This window comes from Bifidobacterium sp. ESL0800 (assembly GCF_029395355.1).
Lineage (GTDB): Bacteria > Actinomycetota > Actinomycetes > Actinomycetales > Bifidobacteriaceae > Bifidobacterium.
Genome location: NZ_CP113913.1, coordinates 906,754 through 923,805, shown reverse-complemented (window position 1 = coordinate 923,805; position 17,052 = coordinate 906,754). Strand labels below are relative to the sequence as shown.

The 17,052-nt window shown below is 58.7% G+C and carries 14 protein-coding genes and 1 pseudogene; 12 read left to right on the top strand and 3 right to left on the bottom strand.

Annotated features, from left to right (window positions below):
• Positions 1-237: 237 nt before the first annotated feature.
• From rpsL to OZX75_RS03785, 9 genes and pseudogenes are all read left to right on the top strand, one after another.
• A complete protein-coding gene (rpsL, locus tag OZX75_RS03825) occupies positions 238-609 on the top strand; it encodes a 30S ribosomal protein S12 (RefSeq protein WP_277141808.1) in 372 nt (123 codons plus the stop codon).
• A 5-nt stretch (positions 610-614) separates the two neighbouring features.
• On the top strand, positions 615-1,085 hold the full coding sequence (rpsG, locus tag OZX75_RS03820; RefSeq protein WP_277147056.1) for a 30S ribosomal protein S7: 471 nt from the start codon (positions 615-617) through the stop codon (positions 1,083-1,085).
• Positions 1,086-1,115: 30 nt separating this feature from the next.
• Complete coding sequence (fusA, locus tag OZX75_RS03815; protein ID WP_277147054.1) at positions 1,116-3,245, top strand: elongation factor G; 2,130 nt, start codon at positions 1,116-1,118, stop codon at positions 3,243-3,245.
• Between the two features lie 167 nt (positions 3,246-3,412).
• Positions 3,413-4,615, top strand: coding sequence for an elongation factor Tu (gene tuf / locus OZX75_RS03810; protein WP_277147052.1), 1,203 nt, complete (start codon positions 3,413-3,415; stop codon positions 4,613-4,615).
• Between the two features lie 207 nt (positions 4,616-4,822).
• On the top strand, positions 4,823-5,389 hold the full coding sequence (gene efp / locus OZX75_RS03805) for an elongation factor P (protein WP_277147050.1): 567 nt from the start codon (positions 4,823-4,825) through the stop codon (positions 5,387-5,389).
• Positions 5,390-5,488: 99 nt separating this feature from the next.
• A pseudogene (gene nusB / locus OZX75_RS03800) lies at positions 5,489-5,879 on the top strand (transcription antitermination factor NusB); the annotation flags it as partial.
• A gap of 603 nt (positions 5,880-6,482) precedes the next feature.
• Positions 6,483-7,790, top strand: a complete 1,308-nt coding sequence (gene carA / locus OZX75_RS03795; protein ID WP_277147048.1) for a glutamine-hydrolyzing carbamoyl-phosphate synthase small subunit — start codon at positions 6,483-6,485, stop codon at positions 7,788-7,790.
• Positions 7,790-11,161 carry a carbamoyl-phosphate synthase large subunit gene (gene carB, locus OZX75_RS03790; RefSeq protein ID WP_277147046.1) on the top strand — a complete coding sequence of 1,124 codons (3,372 nt, stop codon included), beginning with the start codon at positions 7,790-7,792 and terminating at the stop codon, positions 11,159-11,161. Before carA ends, carB begins: the two co-directional genes overlap by 1 nt.
• Positions 11,162-11,295: 134 nt before the next feature.
• Positions 11,296-12,258: a hypothetical protein gene (locus tag OZX75_RS03785; RefSeq protein ID WP_277147044.1), complete on the top strand. Its 963-nt coding sequence runs from the start codon at positions 11,296-11,298 to the stop codon at positions 12,256-12,258.
• A 78-nt stretch (positions 12,259-12,336) separates the two neighbouring features.
• Here the strand turns inward: OZX75_RS03785 and OZX75_RS03780 are convergent, their stop codons facing one another.
• Together OZX75_RS03780 and OZX75_RS03775 are read right to left on the bottom strand one after the other, a co-directional pair.
• Positions 12,337-12,741 carry a type II toxin-antitoxin system VapC family toxin gene (locus OZX75_RS03780; RefSeq protein WP_277160643.1) on the bottom strand — a complete coding sequence of 135 codons (405 nt, stop codon included), beginning with the start codon at positions 12,739-12,741 and terminating at the stop codon, positions 12,337-12,339.
• A gap of 5 nt (positions 12,742-12,746) precedes the next feature.
• On the bottom strand, positions 12,747-13,040 hold the full coding sequence (locus OZX75_RS03775; RefSeq protein ID WP_277147040.1) for a hypothetical protein: 294 nt from the start codon (positions 13,038-13,040) through the stop codon (positions 12,747-12,749).
• 236 nt (positions 13,041-13,276) lie between these two features.
• Between OZX75_RS03775 and gmk the strand changes: the two genes are divergently transcribed.
• Positions 13,277-13,897, top strand: coding sequence for a guanylate kinase (gene gmk, locus OZX75_RS03770; protein ID WP_277147038.1), 621 nt, complete (start codon positions 13,277-13,279; stop codon positions 13,895-13,897).
• 180 nt (positions 13,898-14,077) lie between these two features.
• Entirely contained in the window at positions 14,078-14,320 is a 243-nt protein-coding gene (locus tag OZX75_RS03765; protein WP_277147036.1) for a hypothetical protein, read from the top strand.
• Between the two features lie 253 nt (positions 14,321-14,573).
• Here OZX75_RS03765 and ilvD read toward each other — a convergent pair whose 3' ends face one another.
• A complete protein-coding gene (gene ilvD, locus OZX75_RS03760) occupies positions 14,574-16,433 on the bottom strand; it encodes a dihydroxy-acid dehydratase (protein ID WP_277147034.1) in 1,860 nt (619 codons plus the stop codon).
• 167 nt (positions 16,434-16,600) lie between these two features.
• Here ilvD and rpoZ point away from each other — a divergent pair, with 167 nt between their 5' ends.
• Positions 16,601-16,894, top strand: coding sequence for a DNA-directed RNA polymerase subunit omega (gene rpoZ / locus OZX75_RS03755; protein ID WP_277147032.1), 294 nt, complete (start codon positions 16,601-16,603; stop codon positions 16,892-16,894).
• Positions 16,895-17,052: the final 158 nt, after the last annotated feature.

Genomic DNA, 17,052 nt, shown 5'->3' with positions numbered 1-17,052 from the left:
AATGTCGGAAGTAGTGTGTTATAGTTACTCTCTGTGTGTGCCAATGGCATGCCTTATGTAACAGGCGTGGGCATTGGGATATCCCGGAACTTGTTGGAATGCGCGCAGCAATGCGGCGGCAGGAGAGCGAAGGGCCATCGGGCCGGTGGACTGTGGCTGTCTCATTCGATTCGTCGGTTGGGGCTGCAGCGAGGCGGCTCCGCAAGAAACAATGATTAACGAATCGGAGAACTGAAGTTGCCTACTATAGAACAACTTGTCCGTAAAGGACGTAAGGCAAAGTCAAAGAAATCCAAGACTTTGGCCTTGAAGGGCAGCCCGCTGCGTCGCGGCGTGTGCACCCGTGTGTATACCACTACACCGAAGAAGCCGAATTCCGCGTTGCGTAAGGTCGCCCGTGTGCGCCTGAGCTCCGGCATCGAAGTTACCGCCTACATTCCGGGCGAGGGCCACAATCTGCAGGAGCACTCCATCGTGCTCGTCCGCGGTGGCCGTGTGAAGGATCTTCCTGGTGTGCGTTACCACATCGTGCGCGGCGCGCTCGATACCCAGGGTGTCAAGGACCGCAAGCAGGGACGTTCCCTGTACGGCGCAAAGAAGGCGAAGTAAGAGATATGTCACGTAAAGGACCATCCAAGAAGCATCAGCTGCTCCCTGATCCGATCTACGGCTCCACCGTGGTCGCTCAGCTCATCAACAAGATCCTGCTCGACGGCAAGAAGTCGATCGCCGAAGACATCGTCTACTCCGCACTTGACATGGTCAAGGAGAAGACCGAACAGGAACCCGTCGCCGTGCTGAAGCGCGCGCTCGACAACATCCGTCCGTCCCTCGAGGTTCGTTCCCGCCGTGTCGGCGGCGCGACCTATCAGGTCCCGGTCGAGGTCAAGCCCAACCGCGCGAACGCCCTTTCGCTTCGCTGGCTGACCGATTTCTCCCGCAAGCGCCGCGAGAAGACCATGGCCGAGCGCCTCGCCAACGAGATTCTCGACGCCTCCAACGGTCTCGGTGCTTCCGTGAAGCGCCGCGAGGATACGCACAAGATGGCCGAGGCCAACAAGGCCTTCGCCCACTATCGCTGGTAATCGAAGAGACGAGTTAGGTAAGGAAAATCTATGGCACTTGATGTGCTCAGCGACCTCAATGAGGTCCGCAACATCGGCATCATGGCTCACATCGATGCCGGTAAGACAACATGTACAGAACGTATTCTGTATTACACCGGTAAGAACTACAAGATCGGCGAGACGCACGAAGGCGCCTCGACCATGGACTTCATGGCCCAGGAAAAGGAACGCGGCATCACCATTCAGTCTGCTGCGACCACCTGCTTCTGGAACCGTCAGACCCATGACGCCGACAAGAAGTTCCAGATCAACATCATCGACACCCCCGGCCACGTGGACTTCACGGCCGAGGTGGAGCGTTCGCTTCGCGTGCTCGATGGCGCCGTCGCCGTCTTCGATGGCAAGGAAGGCGTAGAGCCCCAGAGCGAGACCGTGTGGCGTCAGGCCGACAAGTACGGCGTGCCGCGCATCTGCTTCATCAACAAGATGGATAAGCTCGGAGCCGATTTCTACTACTCCGTCGACACCATCAAGAAGAAGCTCGGAGCCACCCCGCTGGTCGTCCAGCTGCCGATCGGCGCCGAGAACGACTTTGTCGGCATGGTCGACCTGATCCGTATGAAGGCGTACGTCTGGAAGGACGTCACCACCGATCTGGGTGCCCACTACGACACCGTCGACATCCCCGATGACCTCAAGGACAAGGCCGAGCAGTATCGTTCGGAACTTCTCGACCAGGTGGCCGAGTCCGATGACGACCTGATGGAGAAGTACCTCGAGTCCGGCGAGATGAGCGACGAGGAGATCCGTGCAGGCATCCGCAAGCTTACCATCGAGCGCAAGGCCTACCCGGTCCTCTGTGGTTCCGCCTTCAAGGACAAGGGCATTCAGCCGCTGCTCGACGCAGTGGTCGACTACCTGCCGAGCCCTGAGGACGTCCCTGCCATCGTCGGCTTCAAGCCCGGTGACGAGTCCCAGGAGATCGACCGCAAGCCCACGATGGACGATCCGTTCGCCGCGCTGGTCTTCAAGATCTCGACCCACCCCTTCTATGGCAAGCTCGTGTTCGTGCGCGTCTACTCCGGCTCCATCAAGCCCGGCGACACCGTGCTCGATTCCACGAAAGACAAGAAGGAACGCGTCGGCAAGATCTTCCAGATGCACGCCGACAAGGAGAACCCCGTCGACGCCGCAGAAGCCGGCAACATCTACACGCTCGTAGGTCTCAAGAACGTCTCCACCGGCGACACGCTGTGCGCCGACAACGCTCCTATTTCCCTCGAGTCCATGACCTTCCCGGACCCGGTGATCGAGGTCGCCGTGGAGCCGAAGACCAAGGCCGACCAGGAGAAGATGTCGATCGCGCTGGCGAAGCTCGCCGACGAGGATCCGACCTTCCAGGTCAAGACCGATGAGGAAAGCGGCCAGACGCTGATTTCCGGCATGGGCGAACTCCAGCTTGACATCATCGTCGACCGTATGCGTCGCGAGTTCAAGGTGGAGTGCAACGTGGGCAACCCGCAGGTCGCCTACCGCGAGACCATCCGCAAGGCCGTCATGAACCAGGAATACACCCACAAGAAGCAGACGGGTGGTTCCGGCCAGTTCGCAAAGGTCTTGATGAACTTCGAGCCGATCGACCCCGCCGAGGGCAAGGACTACGAGTTCGTCAACGAGGTCACCGGCGGCCACATCACCAAGGAATTCATTCCTTCGATCGATGCTGGTGTGCAGGAAGCCATGGAGTCCGGTGTGCTCGCCGGGTTCCCGGTGGTCGGCGTCAAGGCGACCGTCACCGACGGCCAGATTCACGATGTCGATTCCTCCGAGCTCGCGTTCAAGATCGCCGGTTCCATGGCGTTCAAGACCGCGGCCCCGAAGGCCAAGCCCGTCATCCTCGAGCCGATCATGGCCGTCGAGGTGCGTACGCCTGAGGAGTACATGGGCGACGTGATGGGCGACATCAACTCCCGTCGTGGCAACATCCAGGAGATGAAGGACGCCACCGGCGTCAAGGTCATCGAGGCGAAGGTCCCCTTAAGTGAGATGTTCGGCTACATCGGCGATTTGCGTTCCAAGACGCAGGGCCGTGCGATGTTCACCATGCAGATGGATTCGTATGCAGAGGTGCCGAAGGCGGTCTCCGAGGAGATCATCAAGGCCCAGCGCGGCGAATAAAATACTTCGCCCAAGGCGTGTCTGTCTCCAGTCGGCGCTAAAATTTTCTAGCGCTGACTGGGTTCGGGCACTTTGTGGCAGGTAACCCAGAAACCCAGTAAACTGTAGCGAGTATCTCGATGCCGAAAAGCTCGGGATTAACTACGAAACGTCCAGGAGGACAAGTAATGGCAGAAAAGGAAAAGTACGAGCGGACCAAGCCGCACGTTAACATTGGCACCATTGGCCACGTTGATCACGGTAAGACGACCCTGACCGCGGCCATCTCGAAGGTGCTGCACGAAGAGTACCCCGATCTCAACCCGGAGTATGACTTCGATCAGATCGACGCGGCTCCTGAAGAGAAGCAGCGTGGTATCACCATCAACATCGCCCACATCGAGTATCAGACGGCCAAGCGCCACTATGCTCACGTGGATTGCCCCGGCCACGCCGATTTCGTGAAGAACATGATCACCGGCGCCGCTCAGATGGATGGCGCGATCCTCGTCGTCGCCGCCACTGATGGCCCGATGGCTCAGACCCGCGAGCACGTTCTGCTCGCTCGTCAGGTAGGCGTGCCGAAGATTCTCGTCGCGCTCAACAAGTGCGATATGGTTGACGACGAAGAGCTCATCGAGCTCGTCGAAGAAGAGGTCCGCGACCTCCTCGAAGAAAACGGCTTCGATCGTGACTGTCCGGTCATCCGCACCTCCGCCTATGGTGCTCTGCACGATGACGCTCCGGATCACGACAAGTGGGTTCAGACGGTCAAGGACCTCATGGACGCAGTCGACGATTACATCCCGACTCCTGTCCACGATCTCGACAAGCCGTTCCTGATGCCTATCGAGGACGTCTTCACCATCTCCGGCCGTGGCACCGTGGTGACCGGCCGTGTCGAGCGTGGCCGCATCCCGGTCAACGCCCCGGCAGAGATCGTCGGCATTCGTCCGACCCAGACCACCACCGTCACCTCCATCGAGACCTTCCACAAGCAGATGGACGAGGCCGAGGCTGGCGACAACACCGGTCTGCTGCTCCGCGGCATCAACCGTGACGACGTCGAGCGCGGCCAGGTCGTGGCCAAGCCCGGCACCGTGACCCCGCACCACAAGTTCGAGGGCGAAGTCTACGTCTTGACGAAGGATGAGGGCGGCCGTCACTCGCCGTTCTTCTCCAACTACCGTCCGCAGTTCTACTTCCGCACCACCGACGTCACCGGCGTCATCACGCTGCCGGAAGGCGTCGAGATGGTTCAGCCTGGCGATCACGCCACCTTCTCCGTCGAGCTGATTCAGCCCGTCGCGATGGAAGAGGGCCTGACCTTCGCAGTTCGTGAAGGCGGCCACACCGTCGGCTCAGGCCGTGTCACCAAGGTGATCGAGTAGTTCTAGAACGTAAGTTGTAGATTTACTTACTGGTTGTGCCCCGCATCGAAAGGTGTGGGGCACAACTGTATTTAATAGTATGAGTACGTAAAGCAAAAGCCGAGAGAAACAGACGACTGGCGAACTGTACAGACGCCGTGGCATAATTGCTGAGGCATTTTATGGAATGCAAATCGTTTGAAAAGTAAATGACTAAGGTGACGAGACGTGGCACAAACTAGCAATGACATCAAAAACGGGTCGGTATTGAACCTGGACGGACAGCTCTGGACCGTCACGAAATTCCAGCACGTCAAGCCTGGCAAGGGGCCGGCTTTCGTGCGTACCACCATCAAGAACGTGCTCTCGGGCAAGATAGTCGACAGGACCTTCAACGCCGGCATGAAGATGGAGTTCGAAACCGTCGATAACCGTACGCTGCAGTATTCCTATGAAGAGGGCGACAGCTTCGTCTTCATGGATATGACCACCTATGATCAGGTCAACATCCCCAAGGATCTCGTTGGCGATCAGGCAAAATACTTGCTTGAAGGCACCGACTGCATCATCAGCTTCCACGACGGCACCCCGTTGAGCGTCGAGCTGCCCGCATCCGTCGTCTTGAAGGTCACGCAGACCGAGCCGGGCGTGCAGGGCAACCGTTCGAACGCCGGTACGAAGCCCGCCACTGTCGAGACCGGTGCCGAGATCCAGGTGCCGCTCTTCGTGGGCGAAGGCGAAATGGTCAAGGTGGACACCCGCGACGGTTCCTACCTCGGCCGCGAAAACAACTGATTTTCCCTTTCCGGCTTGGCACGTTATGGCCTGCCAAGTCGGAAAGCCGTATTCGCAAACGGTAATTCGCATATTTTTTACTGAGAGGCTACTGACTATATGGCACGTTCGACAGCTCGCAAGCGGGCGCTCAATACGCTCTACGAAGCGGATGAAAAGGGGCAGGACATCCCGTCGCTGCTCGCCGAACGCATTGCCGAACCGGGAGCCCAGACCCCGTTGCCGGATTACGCGATCGAGATTGTGCGAGGCGTGGCCGACGAGCAGGACGGCATCGATCACGCGCTCGACTCCCACTCCACCAAATGGCCGCTGAAACGCATGGCCGTGGTCGACAGGAACATCCTGCGGATCGCCGCCTGGGAGATTCTCTTCAATGACGAGGTGCCTGGCCGTGTGGCTATCGACGAGGCGTTGGGATTGGCGAAAACCCTTTCCGATGACGACTCGCCGGCTTTCATCCACGGCCTGCTGAGCGCGCTGTGCGATGACAAGGATACGGTCCTTGCCGACATCAGGGCGGCGCATGAAGCGCAGGCCAAGGAGAAAGCGGAACGTGAAGCGGCCGAGCGTCGCTCCAATTCGCCGACCGCTCCCGGGTTCCTCCAGTCCCGTGGCATCTCCGGCCAAGGCGATGGTGTGCCCTTTGAGACGGAGTCCGAGGCCGAACCGGAGACGGGTAACGCTCAATCCGGTGACGAAGACAATGCGGATTCATCTCAGACCGCCGGCACTGACCATGGTGCCGACCCGTCCGACGGGAACGGCGACGTTCCGGGTGAAGCGACGAAACCGACAGACAACGAAAACGAGACTTCCGACGATTCGTCCGGAACACTCGATAATCCTGCAGCAGCCGAAGCCGAGACATCCAAGGTTTCGGACGATGACGCCGTGGGCTCGTCGTCGCCCGTCGATGTGCCGATTCAGCCTGATACGGCTGGAGAGGAACAGTCGTTGCCGCCGGATGGTGACGATGACTCAACAATTGTGTAGTTCGTTCTGACCGCGGTACGGTGGCCGGGCCGCGAATGTGTTTTTCCGGTCCAGTTATTCCGAGTCCGCGCACGGGCCCGGCAAAGGGGGACTCGTGGTGAGTCAGCAAGCAGCGACAGCAGCACAGTATTCGAAAGACGATGCTGTGCTGTTGTTGGAAGATGGCCAGCTTTACGTCGGTGAGCCTTATGGAGCGTCCGGCTCAACGTTCGGTGAGATTGTCTTTGCAACGGCCATGACCGGCTATCAGGAGACGATTACCGACCCGAGCTATGATCGGCAGATCGTCGTGCAGACATTCCCGCATATCGGCGATACCGGAGTCAACGACGAGGATCCGGAATCCAAGCGGGTCTGGGTGGCCGGCTATGTCGTGCGTCAGCCCAGCCCGAATGTCAGCAACTGGCGTGCCAACGACAGCCTTGACGATGAGCTCAAAGGCGATTCCGTCGTCGGCATCAGCGGCATCGACACCCGCAAGCTGGTCCGCCACCTGCGCCAGAGCGGCGTGATGCGCGCCGGCATTTTCTCGGGAAACGCTTTGGTCGATGAGACCAGCGGCGAGCTGAAGTCCGTGGACGTGCTGTTGGACGAAGTGCTGGCCTCGCCGAAGATGCAGGGTGCCAGGCTCTACGACCATGTCAGCACCAAGGAGACCTACACCGTCGAGCCATGCGGCGACTTCGCGGGCAAGGAGCCCCTGTTCACCGTCGCTGCCGTTGACCTCGGCATCAAAGGGATGACACCGCATCGCTTGGCGGAGCGCGGCTGCCGAGTACATGTCGTTCCGTCAACCGTCACCCTGAACGATATCAAGGCATTGAATCCTGATGGCGTCTTCTTCTCCAACGGCCCGGGCGACCCGGAGGAGGCCGCGCCCGAAGTCGATTTGCTGCGCCAGGTGCTCGACGCCGGCTATCCCTTCTTCGGCATCTGCTTCGGCAATCAGCTCTTTGGCCGTGCGCTCGGTTTTGAGACCTACAAGCTCAAGTTCGGTCATCACGGCGTCAACCAGCCGGTGCGTGACATGACCACCGGCAAGGTCGAGATCACCGCCCACAACCACGGTTTCGCGGTCGACGCGCCGATCGGCAAGATCGTTGAATCTCCGTATGAAAACGGCAAATACGGTCGTGTGTTCGTCTCGCACATCGACCTGAACGACGATGTGGTCGAAGGCCTGCAATGTGTCGATATCCCTGCCTTCTCGGTGCAATACCACCCCGAGGCCGCCGCGGGACCCCACGACGCCGCCTATCTGTTCGACCGTTTCGTCTCGCTGATGCGTGCCCGCAAGGCGGGGGAGCCGGTTTCGTCCGTGCTTACGGCACCGACATTTTCATCTTCATCGAACACAACCGTCAATAGCCAATCCGCCGATAGCGCTGACAAGGAGAACAAGTAATGCCGAAACGTCAGGATATCAAATCCGTCATGGTCATCGGATCCGGCCCCATCGTCATCGGCCAGGCCGCGGAATTCGACTATTCCGGCACCCAGGCCTGCCGCGTGCTACGCGAGGAAGGCATCCGCGTCATCCTCGTCAATTCCAACCCGGCCACCATCATGACCGACCCGGAAATGGCCGATGCCACGTACATCGAGCCGATCGACGTGCCGATTCTCGAGCGGATCATCGCGCGTGAACACCCCGACGCCCTTCTGCCGACGCTTGGCGGGCAGACCGCGCTGAACGCCGCCGAAGCGCTGGGCAAGGCCGGGGTGCTTGACAAATACCACGTCGAACTCATCGGTGCCTCGCTTGAGGCCATCGACCGTGGCGAGGATCGTGAGCAGTTCAAGAAGGTCGTGGATTCCGTCGGGGGAGAGTCCGCGAAAAGCGATGTCGCCCATACGCTCGATGAAGTCGACGCCATCGTGGCCAAGCTCGGTTTCCCGGTGGTCGTGCGCCCAAGTTTCACCATGGGTGGCCTGGGTTCCGGCATCGCCCACAACGAAGAGGAACTGCACCGCATCGCCGGCGCCGGCCTCCACGATTCGCCGACCAACGAGGTCCTGGTCGAAGAGGGCATCGAAGGCTGGAAGGAATACGAGCTCGAGCTGATGCGCGACCGCAACGACAACGTAGTGGTCGTCTGCCCGATTGAGAACGTCGATCCGGTCGGCGTGCACACCGGCGATTCCATCACCGTCGCCCCGACCTTCACGCTCACCGACCGCGAATACCAGAAGATGCGCGACCTCGGCATCGCCATCATCCGCGGCGTCGGCGTCGATACCGGCGGCTGCAACATCCAGTTTGCCGTCAATCCCAAGAACGGCCGCATCATCATCATCGAGATGAACCCGCGCGTCTCCCGTTCCTCGGCGCTGGCTTCCAAGGCCACCGGCTTCCCGATCGCCAAGATCGCCACGAAACTTGCGCTGGGCTATACGCTTGACGAGATCCAAAACGACATCACGCAATCCACACCGGCCTGCTTCGAGCCGACCATCGACTACGTGGTCACCAAGGTGCCGCGTTTCACCTTCGAGAAGTTCCCGGGCGCTGACCCGACACTCACCACCTCGATGAAATCGGTGGGCGAGGCCATGGCCTTGGGCGGCAACTTCCAGGAGTCGCTGGGCAAGGCCATGCGTTCCATCGACAAGCGCCACATGGGCTTCAGCTGGGACGGAACCAAGCCGGATCAGGCCGAGGTCGACCAGCTGCTCGAAGACATGCGCACCCCCACCGAGAACCGCTACCTGCAGGTGCAACGCGCGCTTTGGGGCGGGGCCACGCTTGAACAGCTCTACGACGCCACCAAGATCGACCCGTGGTTCCTGCGTCAATTCGAGCTGATCAACCAGACCGCGATGGAAGTGCGGTTCACCGAAATCCTGTCGGCCCGGCTCCTGAAGAAGGCCAAACTGGCCGGCCTTTCCGACCTGCAGATCGCGCACCTGCGCCACTTGGGCGACGAGGGCGAGAACACGATCCGCGAGCTGCGCCATAGCTACGGCCTGCGCCCGGTCTACAAGACCGTCGACACCTGCGCTGCCGAATTCGACGCGGTCACGCCGTACTACTACTCCTGCTACGCGGACGAATCCGAACTCAAGCCGCGCGACCGCGAGGCCGTCATCATTCTGGGATCCGGTCCCAACCGTATCGGCCAGGGCATCGAGTTCGACTACACCTGCGTGCATGCGGTGCAGGAATTGGGCAAGGACTATGACACGATCATGGTCAATTGCAACCCCGAGACCGTCTCCACCGACTACGACATGTCCGACCGGCTCTACTTCGAGCCACTCACCTTCGAAGACGTCATGGAGATCTACGACGCCGAGAAGAAGCTCGGCCCGATCAAGGGAGTCATCGTCCAGCTCGGCGGCCAGACCCCGCTTTCGCTGGCCGCACGTCTCAAAGCCGCTGGTGTCCCGATTCTCGGAACGTCGCCGGAATCCATCGACCTGGCCGAAAACCGTGAGCTCTTCGGCGAGGTGCTGCGCCGCGAGAAGCTCAACGCCCCGCGTTACGGCACAGCGCTCAACATGGACGAGGCCCGCGAAGCCGCCCATTCCATCGGCTACCCGGTGCTGGTGCGCCCCAGCTACGTGCTCGGCGGACGTGGCATGGAAATCGTCTACGACGACGAGCAGCTCGAGAAATACGTCGACCGCGCGCTCGAGGAAGCCAAGGCCGACACCGTGGTCTCCGGACGCCTGCCCTCGCCGCTGCTGATCGACAAGTTCCTTCAGGACGCCATCGAAATCGATGTCGACGCGCTTTATGACGGCAAGGAGCTTTACATCGGCGGCATCATGGAGCACGTCGAGGAGGCCGGTGTCCACTCCGGCGACGCGGCCTGCACCTTGCCTCCCTCGACCCTTTCGGACGACCAGATTCAGCGTCTGCGCAAGGCGACATTGGCCATCGCCGAAGGTTGCGGCGTACGAGGCGTGATGAACGTCCAGTTCGCCTACATGGCCAACACGCTCTACGTCATCGAGGCCAACCCGCGTGCCTCCCGCACCATCCCGTTCGCCTCCAAGGCGACCGGTGTGGCGCTGGCCAAGGCCGCGGCCCGCATCATGGTCGGGGAGAGCGTGGCCGACCAGCGCAGGCGTGGATTGCTCCTGCCCAAGGGCGACGGCGGCACCATCCGACCTGGTCAGCAGGTCGCCGTCAAGGAATCCGTCTTGCCGTTCAAGCGTTTCCGCACGGTCGCCGGCAAATCCGTCGATACCCTGCTCGGCCCCGAGATGCACTCGACCGGCGAGGTCATGGGCTTCGACCGCGACTTCCCGCACGCCTTCGCCAAGTCCCAACTCGCCGCCTATGCCGGCGGACTGCCGACACAAGGCAACGTGTTCCTCTCGGTCTCCGACACCGACAAGCGCCAGCTGCCGCTGATCGCCACCAGACTTCAGGAGCTCGGCTTCACCGTCTGCGCCACCGAAGGCACCGCTTCCGTGCTGCGTCGCTATGGCATCGAGTGCAAGGTGGTCGGCAAGATCTCCGAGACCTCTGAACGCAGGCAGGAGCTGAAGGCCGAATACGGCGACGATTACATCGACAAGAATCCTGTCGAGATGATCGAGTCCCGGGAGATCAACATGGTCCTCAACACCCCGAGCACCCGCAGCTCCCGTTCCGACGGCTACGCCATCCGCGCCGCCGCCGTGATCGCCGATATCCCGCAGTTCACCACCATCACCGAGTTCTCCGCAGTCCTGCTCGCCATCGAGGCGGTCAAGGCCGACGACTACCAGGTGATGAGCATCCAGGAGCACGCCAAGCAGCTCTTCGCCTCCGAAATGGAGTAGCCAAAACGGACGTTTTCTCGCGTGTGGCTCTGCGATCATGCGAGAAAACGTCCCCGCTTTGCCTGAGCCAAGAATGGTTTTGCCGCCTGGAATCCCCGTATAACGCTGTTCTGTACTGACAAATGACTTCAAAGATGAAACGCATGAATCGTAAAAAGAACAAAAAGGTCATGGCCTTCATTTTGGCCTGCCAGATTGCCATCATTGCATTGGTATGTGGAGGCTTGTTGTTGCGGGACAGCCCCCTTGCGGAGGTTGAGTATAGTCTTTCAAGAATCTGGCCGGTGGTCGACCAGAAGGTCCACCTCCCTCAATCTCAGTTGGATAAGGGCAAAGTCGTCACTCTTGCGATGCGTTCCAGCCTGCCACCTGTTGAGAGGGGCAATTTTGCTTTGGATGCGGGTGGTTGGTACATGAAGGGCTTCAAATATGTGGTGGATATCGGGATTGCGGAAGCGGTTCCGCTCAATGAACGCGATAGGAACGGTACGGTAAAACAAGAGTCCTGGAACGATGGCCAAGACGATGCCAAAGCACATGTCGCGATGAGCAAGAGTGCGGATGACAAAGACAACGACGGTTTGGCAATTGGTGAGACCAAGGATTTTCCTGATGACGGCTGTTCGCTTACGTTGATCGGGTTGAAGGGTTACGCGCCTGTGCCACAACCGGGGAATATGGTTGGAGGAAACAACGATGGCTACGCTACGGTGTTGGTAACGCCGTATCAGAACGGGCCTGTGGTCAAGAAGAGTGCACAGGAGCCAGAGGACGATTCCGGCAAAGGTACGACGCGAACGGTGAAAGTCGGCAGCATTACCCATATCGACAAGTTGAATGTTTTTGCGCCATACACGCTTGATCATGACAAGCAAGGATATTCCGCGATTTTTTGCGTACAGGATTATGCGTCCAGAGGTTCATATCAGCGTTGTATGCCTAACAAATATACGCGTTTAAGACTTGGCGAGACAAAGACCTATCACACCAGCACCGGCAGCTCGGATGTCGATAATGTGGAATGGTCGCTGACTCTGCAAGCTCTCACTCAATCAGACGGTCTCCAGGCGTTCACCATCCAAGTCAAACGCCAGTAAGCTCGCGCGACGCGGTTGATGCGGTGTCAACATTTGTGATATCTGATTTAGTTGTTCTGGTGAGCTTGGCTTCTGCTGTTATCGATTGAGATTTTGTAGATATTCTCGTGCAGACATGCTATTGACATTCGAGGATTGGAAAGCTGCGGAGTCTCTGGTGATGATGACATCAGCATTATTATGTTCCGCGACCGCACGGATGAGACCGTCTTCAAAATCTGGTTCAGTGGAATAGGCCGATTCCCGGCATTCTGCCATACCTGTCGGTGGTACATCGAAAATGATTAGAAATGCCCGAATCAATGCCCTGCATGCTGGCTCACCGATGTATTTGCGGCAGATATAATAACAGTCCTTCAAAGAACCGGAGGTGACGTAACCGGTATCCTTACCGTCGACCAAGTGTGCCAACAGCTGCTCGTCATACACATGTTCAGGCCGATCAGGCACTATGTAATCGACAAGGATGTTGGTGTCGACCAGCAGCTTTAGACATCGCGGTTCTCCAGTTCTGCACGCAATTCGTCATCACTCATGGTGGCGAGTCTTGTCCCTCTGGGAACTTTTGATACGATTCCTTGCGCATTGGCGAATGCTTCCTTGCGTGCGCCGCGTTGTGTGCCGTTCATCCTGGTGAATCGTGGCACCACGCCGGTTTGTGCGATAGTCGACCACAGTTGGTTGATCAGTTTGTCGGCAGTCAAACCGGACTTGCGGATATAGGAATCCGCCAATTCCTCGGTCCGCTTGTCAATAGTCGCAGACACTGTTGCGGTGGCCATGCCGGTCTCCTTCGCTGGTTGGTGCAACGTCTAATGGCAAAAGCATATCAGCTATCTGTCAGACATCGCGATTGGCTCATCTTGCGTAAAGCCGGGATGCACAGCGCTTTGTGTCATGTTGTGGTATATGTGAAACGCATGGGAGGAAAGCCTGAGAAGAGTATGGGAAAAGAATCGCACTACTCCGATTCGGGCGTTTCGCTACACTGGAACCATCTATTTCAGGAGCGGAGATTATGAGCGTTGGTAATGAAGAGCATGTCGCTGGGCAGTCGCACAAGGGCCGTTTGATTGTCTTGACCGGGCCGACGGCCGTGGGCAAGGGAACCGTCGAGGCGAATCTACTCAGCAAACATCCTGAAGTCTGGGTTTCGGTTTCCGCCACCACACGCGATCCGAGGCCGGGGGAGGTCAACGGCAAGAACTACTGGTTCATGGATGAGGCAGAATTCGTAGCCAAGGAAAAACAGAACTGGTTCCTCGAAACCGCGGTCGTACATGGCATGGCCCATTACGGCACACCTCTGCAGCCGGTGCTCGATCACTTGGCCAAAAATATTCCTACGATTCTTGAGATCGACCTGCAAGGTGCCCGCCGCGTCAAGCAGCGTGCCGCCGAACTCAATCTTGAGATCGTCTCGGTATTCATCGCCCCGCCGAGTTACGACGAGCTGGTCAAGCGCTTGATCGGCCGTGGCACGGAGAATGAGGAACAACGTAAAAAGCGTCTGGAGACCGCGAAGGTCGAGCTGGCCGCCGAGCCGGAATTCGACGTCAAGATCGTCAACGACACCGTCGATCGCGCCGCCGACGAGCTCTGGGACGTCATCGCCAAGGAATACGGCATCAATAATTGAGTGAGGACTCATTGGCATTTCTCGTAGAGGGAGTTATTCAAAAATCTTGACTGTATTCTTTCCTTGGATATCAGTGTCAGACGAATTGGTCTTTTCTGATTTGCCGTTTACACTTGTTGTATTCGGTTTTAGCACTGTTGCAATGATTGGATTCGACATCGACGGTTGAAGGATACTCTTATGAAAGATATCGATTGGAAAGAGAACGCGATAGTTTTCGTCATCACCCTTGTCACTTATTTTGTGCTGGGGATTTTCTGGTTTGACCATGGGCATTTTTTGGCGGCATTGACTGATCCGAAGCTTTGGTCTCAAGCTATAGGTCTCTCCGCGGTCTTGGTGGTCGTGCATGTTGTCGAAGACATGCACAAGGCGAAAAAGAAGCGTGAGGCAGAACACTCATCGAGCGCGAGCAAACAATAGCTCTGTTTTTTATTAGTCATGGTTGTGCTTGATGATTGATGTGTATGATTCCGTATCGGCATTTCCATAACAGTGGCCCTGCATATGAATGAAGTCATATGCAGGGCCACTTGTGATTAATAAATAAACCACTAGTACATCACGCAAGACCGCTGAGCTTGTTGATTAATTCAGGATCGCGGGCCGAGCCGTAAAGCGGGGAGTCCTGTGGACTCCCCGTAGGCGAGGTGAGCGGCCGCTAAGGCCGTGAAGGCTACTTGAGCCCTGAGAGCTGATTTATCAGCTCGGGGTCTCTAGTAGCCCCCTTGTCAGCAGAACGGGCGAAGGCGGCGTAGGCCTTGAGCGCGAGGCTGACCTTGCGGTCGCGGTGGGCGACGTAGCCGTCTCCGGCTTCGAGCTCCTTGCGACGTTCATCGAACTGCTCGTCGGTGAGTTCCACGTTGATGGTGCGGTTGGGGATGTCGATGTCGATCATGTCGCCGTCCTTGATCAGGGCGATCGGGCCCTTGTTGGCCGCCTCGGGGGCGACGTGGCCGATGGCCAGACCTGACGAACCGCCGGAATAGCGGCCGTCGGTGATCAGCGCGACGTCACGCCCGATACCCTTGCCCTTGACGAACGAGGTGGGGTAGAGCATTTCCTGCATGCCCGGGCCTCCCTTGGGACCTTCGTAGCGGATGACCAGCGCTTCGCCCTTTTTGAGCTTGTCGCCCAGGATGACCTCGACGGCCTGTTCCTGGGACTCGACGATGTGGGCCGGCCCGCGGAACTTCCAGATGTTCTCGGGCACGCCCGCGGTCTTGACCACGCAGCCGTCGGGGGCGAGGTTGCCGCGCAGAATCGCGAGGCCGCCTTCCTTCACGGCCGGATGGTCGATGTCGTGGATGGCGCCATTGACGCGGTCGGTGTCAAGCGAATCGGAGAGCGTCTCGTGCGTGAACGGCTCGGGGGACTTGATGTGGCCCGGGGCTGCGCGGTAGAGTTCCTTGGCCTTGTCGAGGCAGGTCGGGCGCATGATGTCCCAATCGTTGAGCTTGGCCTGAAGCGTCGGATAATCGACCGAATGCACGTCCTGGTTGAGCTTGCCGGCACGGTCGAGCTCGCCGAGGATGCCACAGATGCCACCGGCGCGATGCACGTCGGAGATCTCCCAGTCGCCGGAGGGGCTGGCCTTGCAGATGCAGGGCACGGTGTGACTGATGCGTTCGATGTCATCGAGCGTGAAGTCGACGTCGGCGCTCTGCGCGGCGGCGAGGATGTGCAGCACGGTGTTGGTCGAGCCGCCCATGGCCACGTCCATGGTCATGGCGTTCTCGAAGGCGTGCTTGGTGGCGATGGCGCGCGGCAGCACGCTCTCGTCGTCCTCGTTGTAATAGCGGTTCGCCAGCTCGACGATCATCTTGCCCGCGCGCTCGAAGAGCTGCTTGCGATAGCCGTGCGAGGCGAGCGTGGTACCATTGCCGGGCAGGGCCAGGCCGAGTGCCTCGGTCAGGCAGTTCATCGAATTGGCGGTGAACATGCCGGCGCAGGAGCCGCAGGTGGGGCAGACGGTCTTCTCGTAGGCCAGCAGGTCCTCGTCGGAAACGTTGTCGTCGGCGGAGGCATACATCACGTCGATCAGGTCGGTGGTCTCGGTATTGCCGTTGGACAGGGTTGTCGAACCGGCCTCCATCGGTCCGCCTGAGACGAAGATGGTGGGGATGTTGAGCCTCAGCGCGGCCATGAGCATGCCGGGTGTGATCTTGTCGCAGTTGGAGATGCAGATCAGGGCGTCGGCGCAGTGCGCGTTGACGGAGTATTCAATGGCGTCGGCGATGATGTCGCGGCTCGGCAGCGAGTAGAGCATGCCGGTGTGGCCCATGGCGATGCCGTCGTCGACGGCGATGGTATTGAACTCGCGGGGGATGCCGCCAGCTTCGCGTACGGCCTTGGAGACGAGGCGTCCGACCTTGTTGAGGTGGACATGGCCGGGCACGAACTCGGAGAACGAGTTTGCGATGGCGACGATGGGTTTCTTGCCCAAGTCGTCTCCGGCCACGCCTGCGGCGCGATAGAGTGCTCGGGCACCGGCGAACATGCGGCCGGTCATGATATTATGTGAGCGCATTTGCATGGTTCAATTTATACGTTGGCTGCCATGCCGTCTGTTGCGTTTCGACCGCATAATGAACGGTTTTTTAGAAATTGCACGGTATGTGGGATACGCAGGTACCGAAATCATGGTATAGGCGTATACTAGAGATTTTGGATAGCTTTATTCTTTTTTAGGGAGCAAACAATATGGCATTTGGCACCGAGCCCACACCGAGCGGTCTTGCCGATCCGACGATTGACCAGCTGATGGAGAAGAGCGAGCACAACAAGTACTCGCTGTCGATTTTCGCGGCGAAGCGCGCCCGTCAGATCAACTCCTACTTCACCCAGCTCAACGAGGGTCTGTTGCAGAATGTCGGCCCGCTGGTGGAGTACCAGAACAACGAGAAGCCGCTTTCCATCGCCTTCCGCGAAATCAACGAAGGTCTGCTGGAAGAGACGCTCGGCGAGGACGACCTGAGTGAAGGCAGCCTCGACTAGTCTCGTTCTTCATTTTTTAAAGCCCGATTCCGCTATGGAGTCGGGCTTTGTTTTTCTCTATGCTATGCGTGTCAATCGGTGCGTTGAAATAGAGACATAAGGGTAGGCTTGCTTTCCGTATGTATACACGTCAGCCGCCTCAAACGGCTCTGGCATGG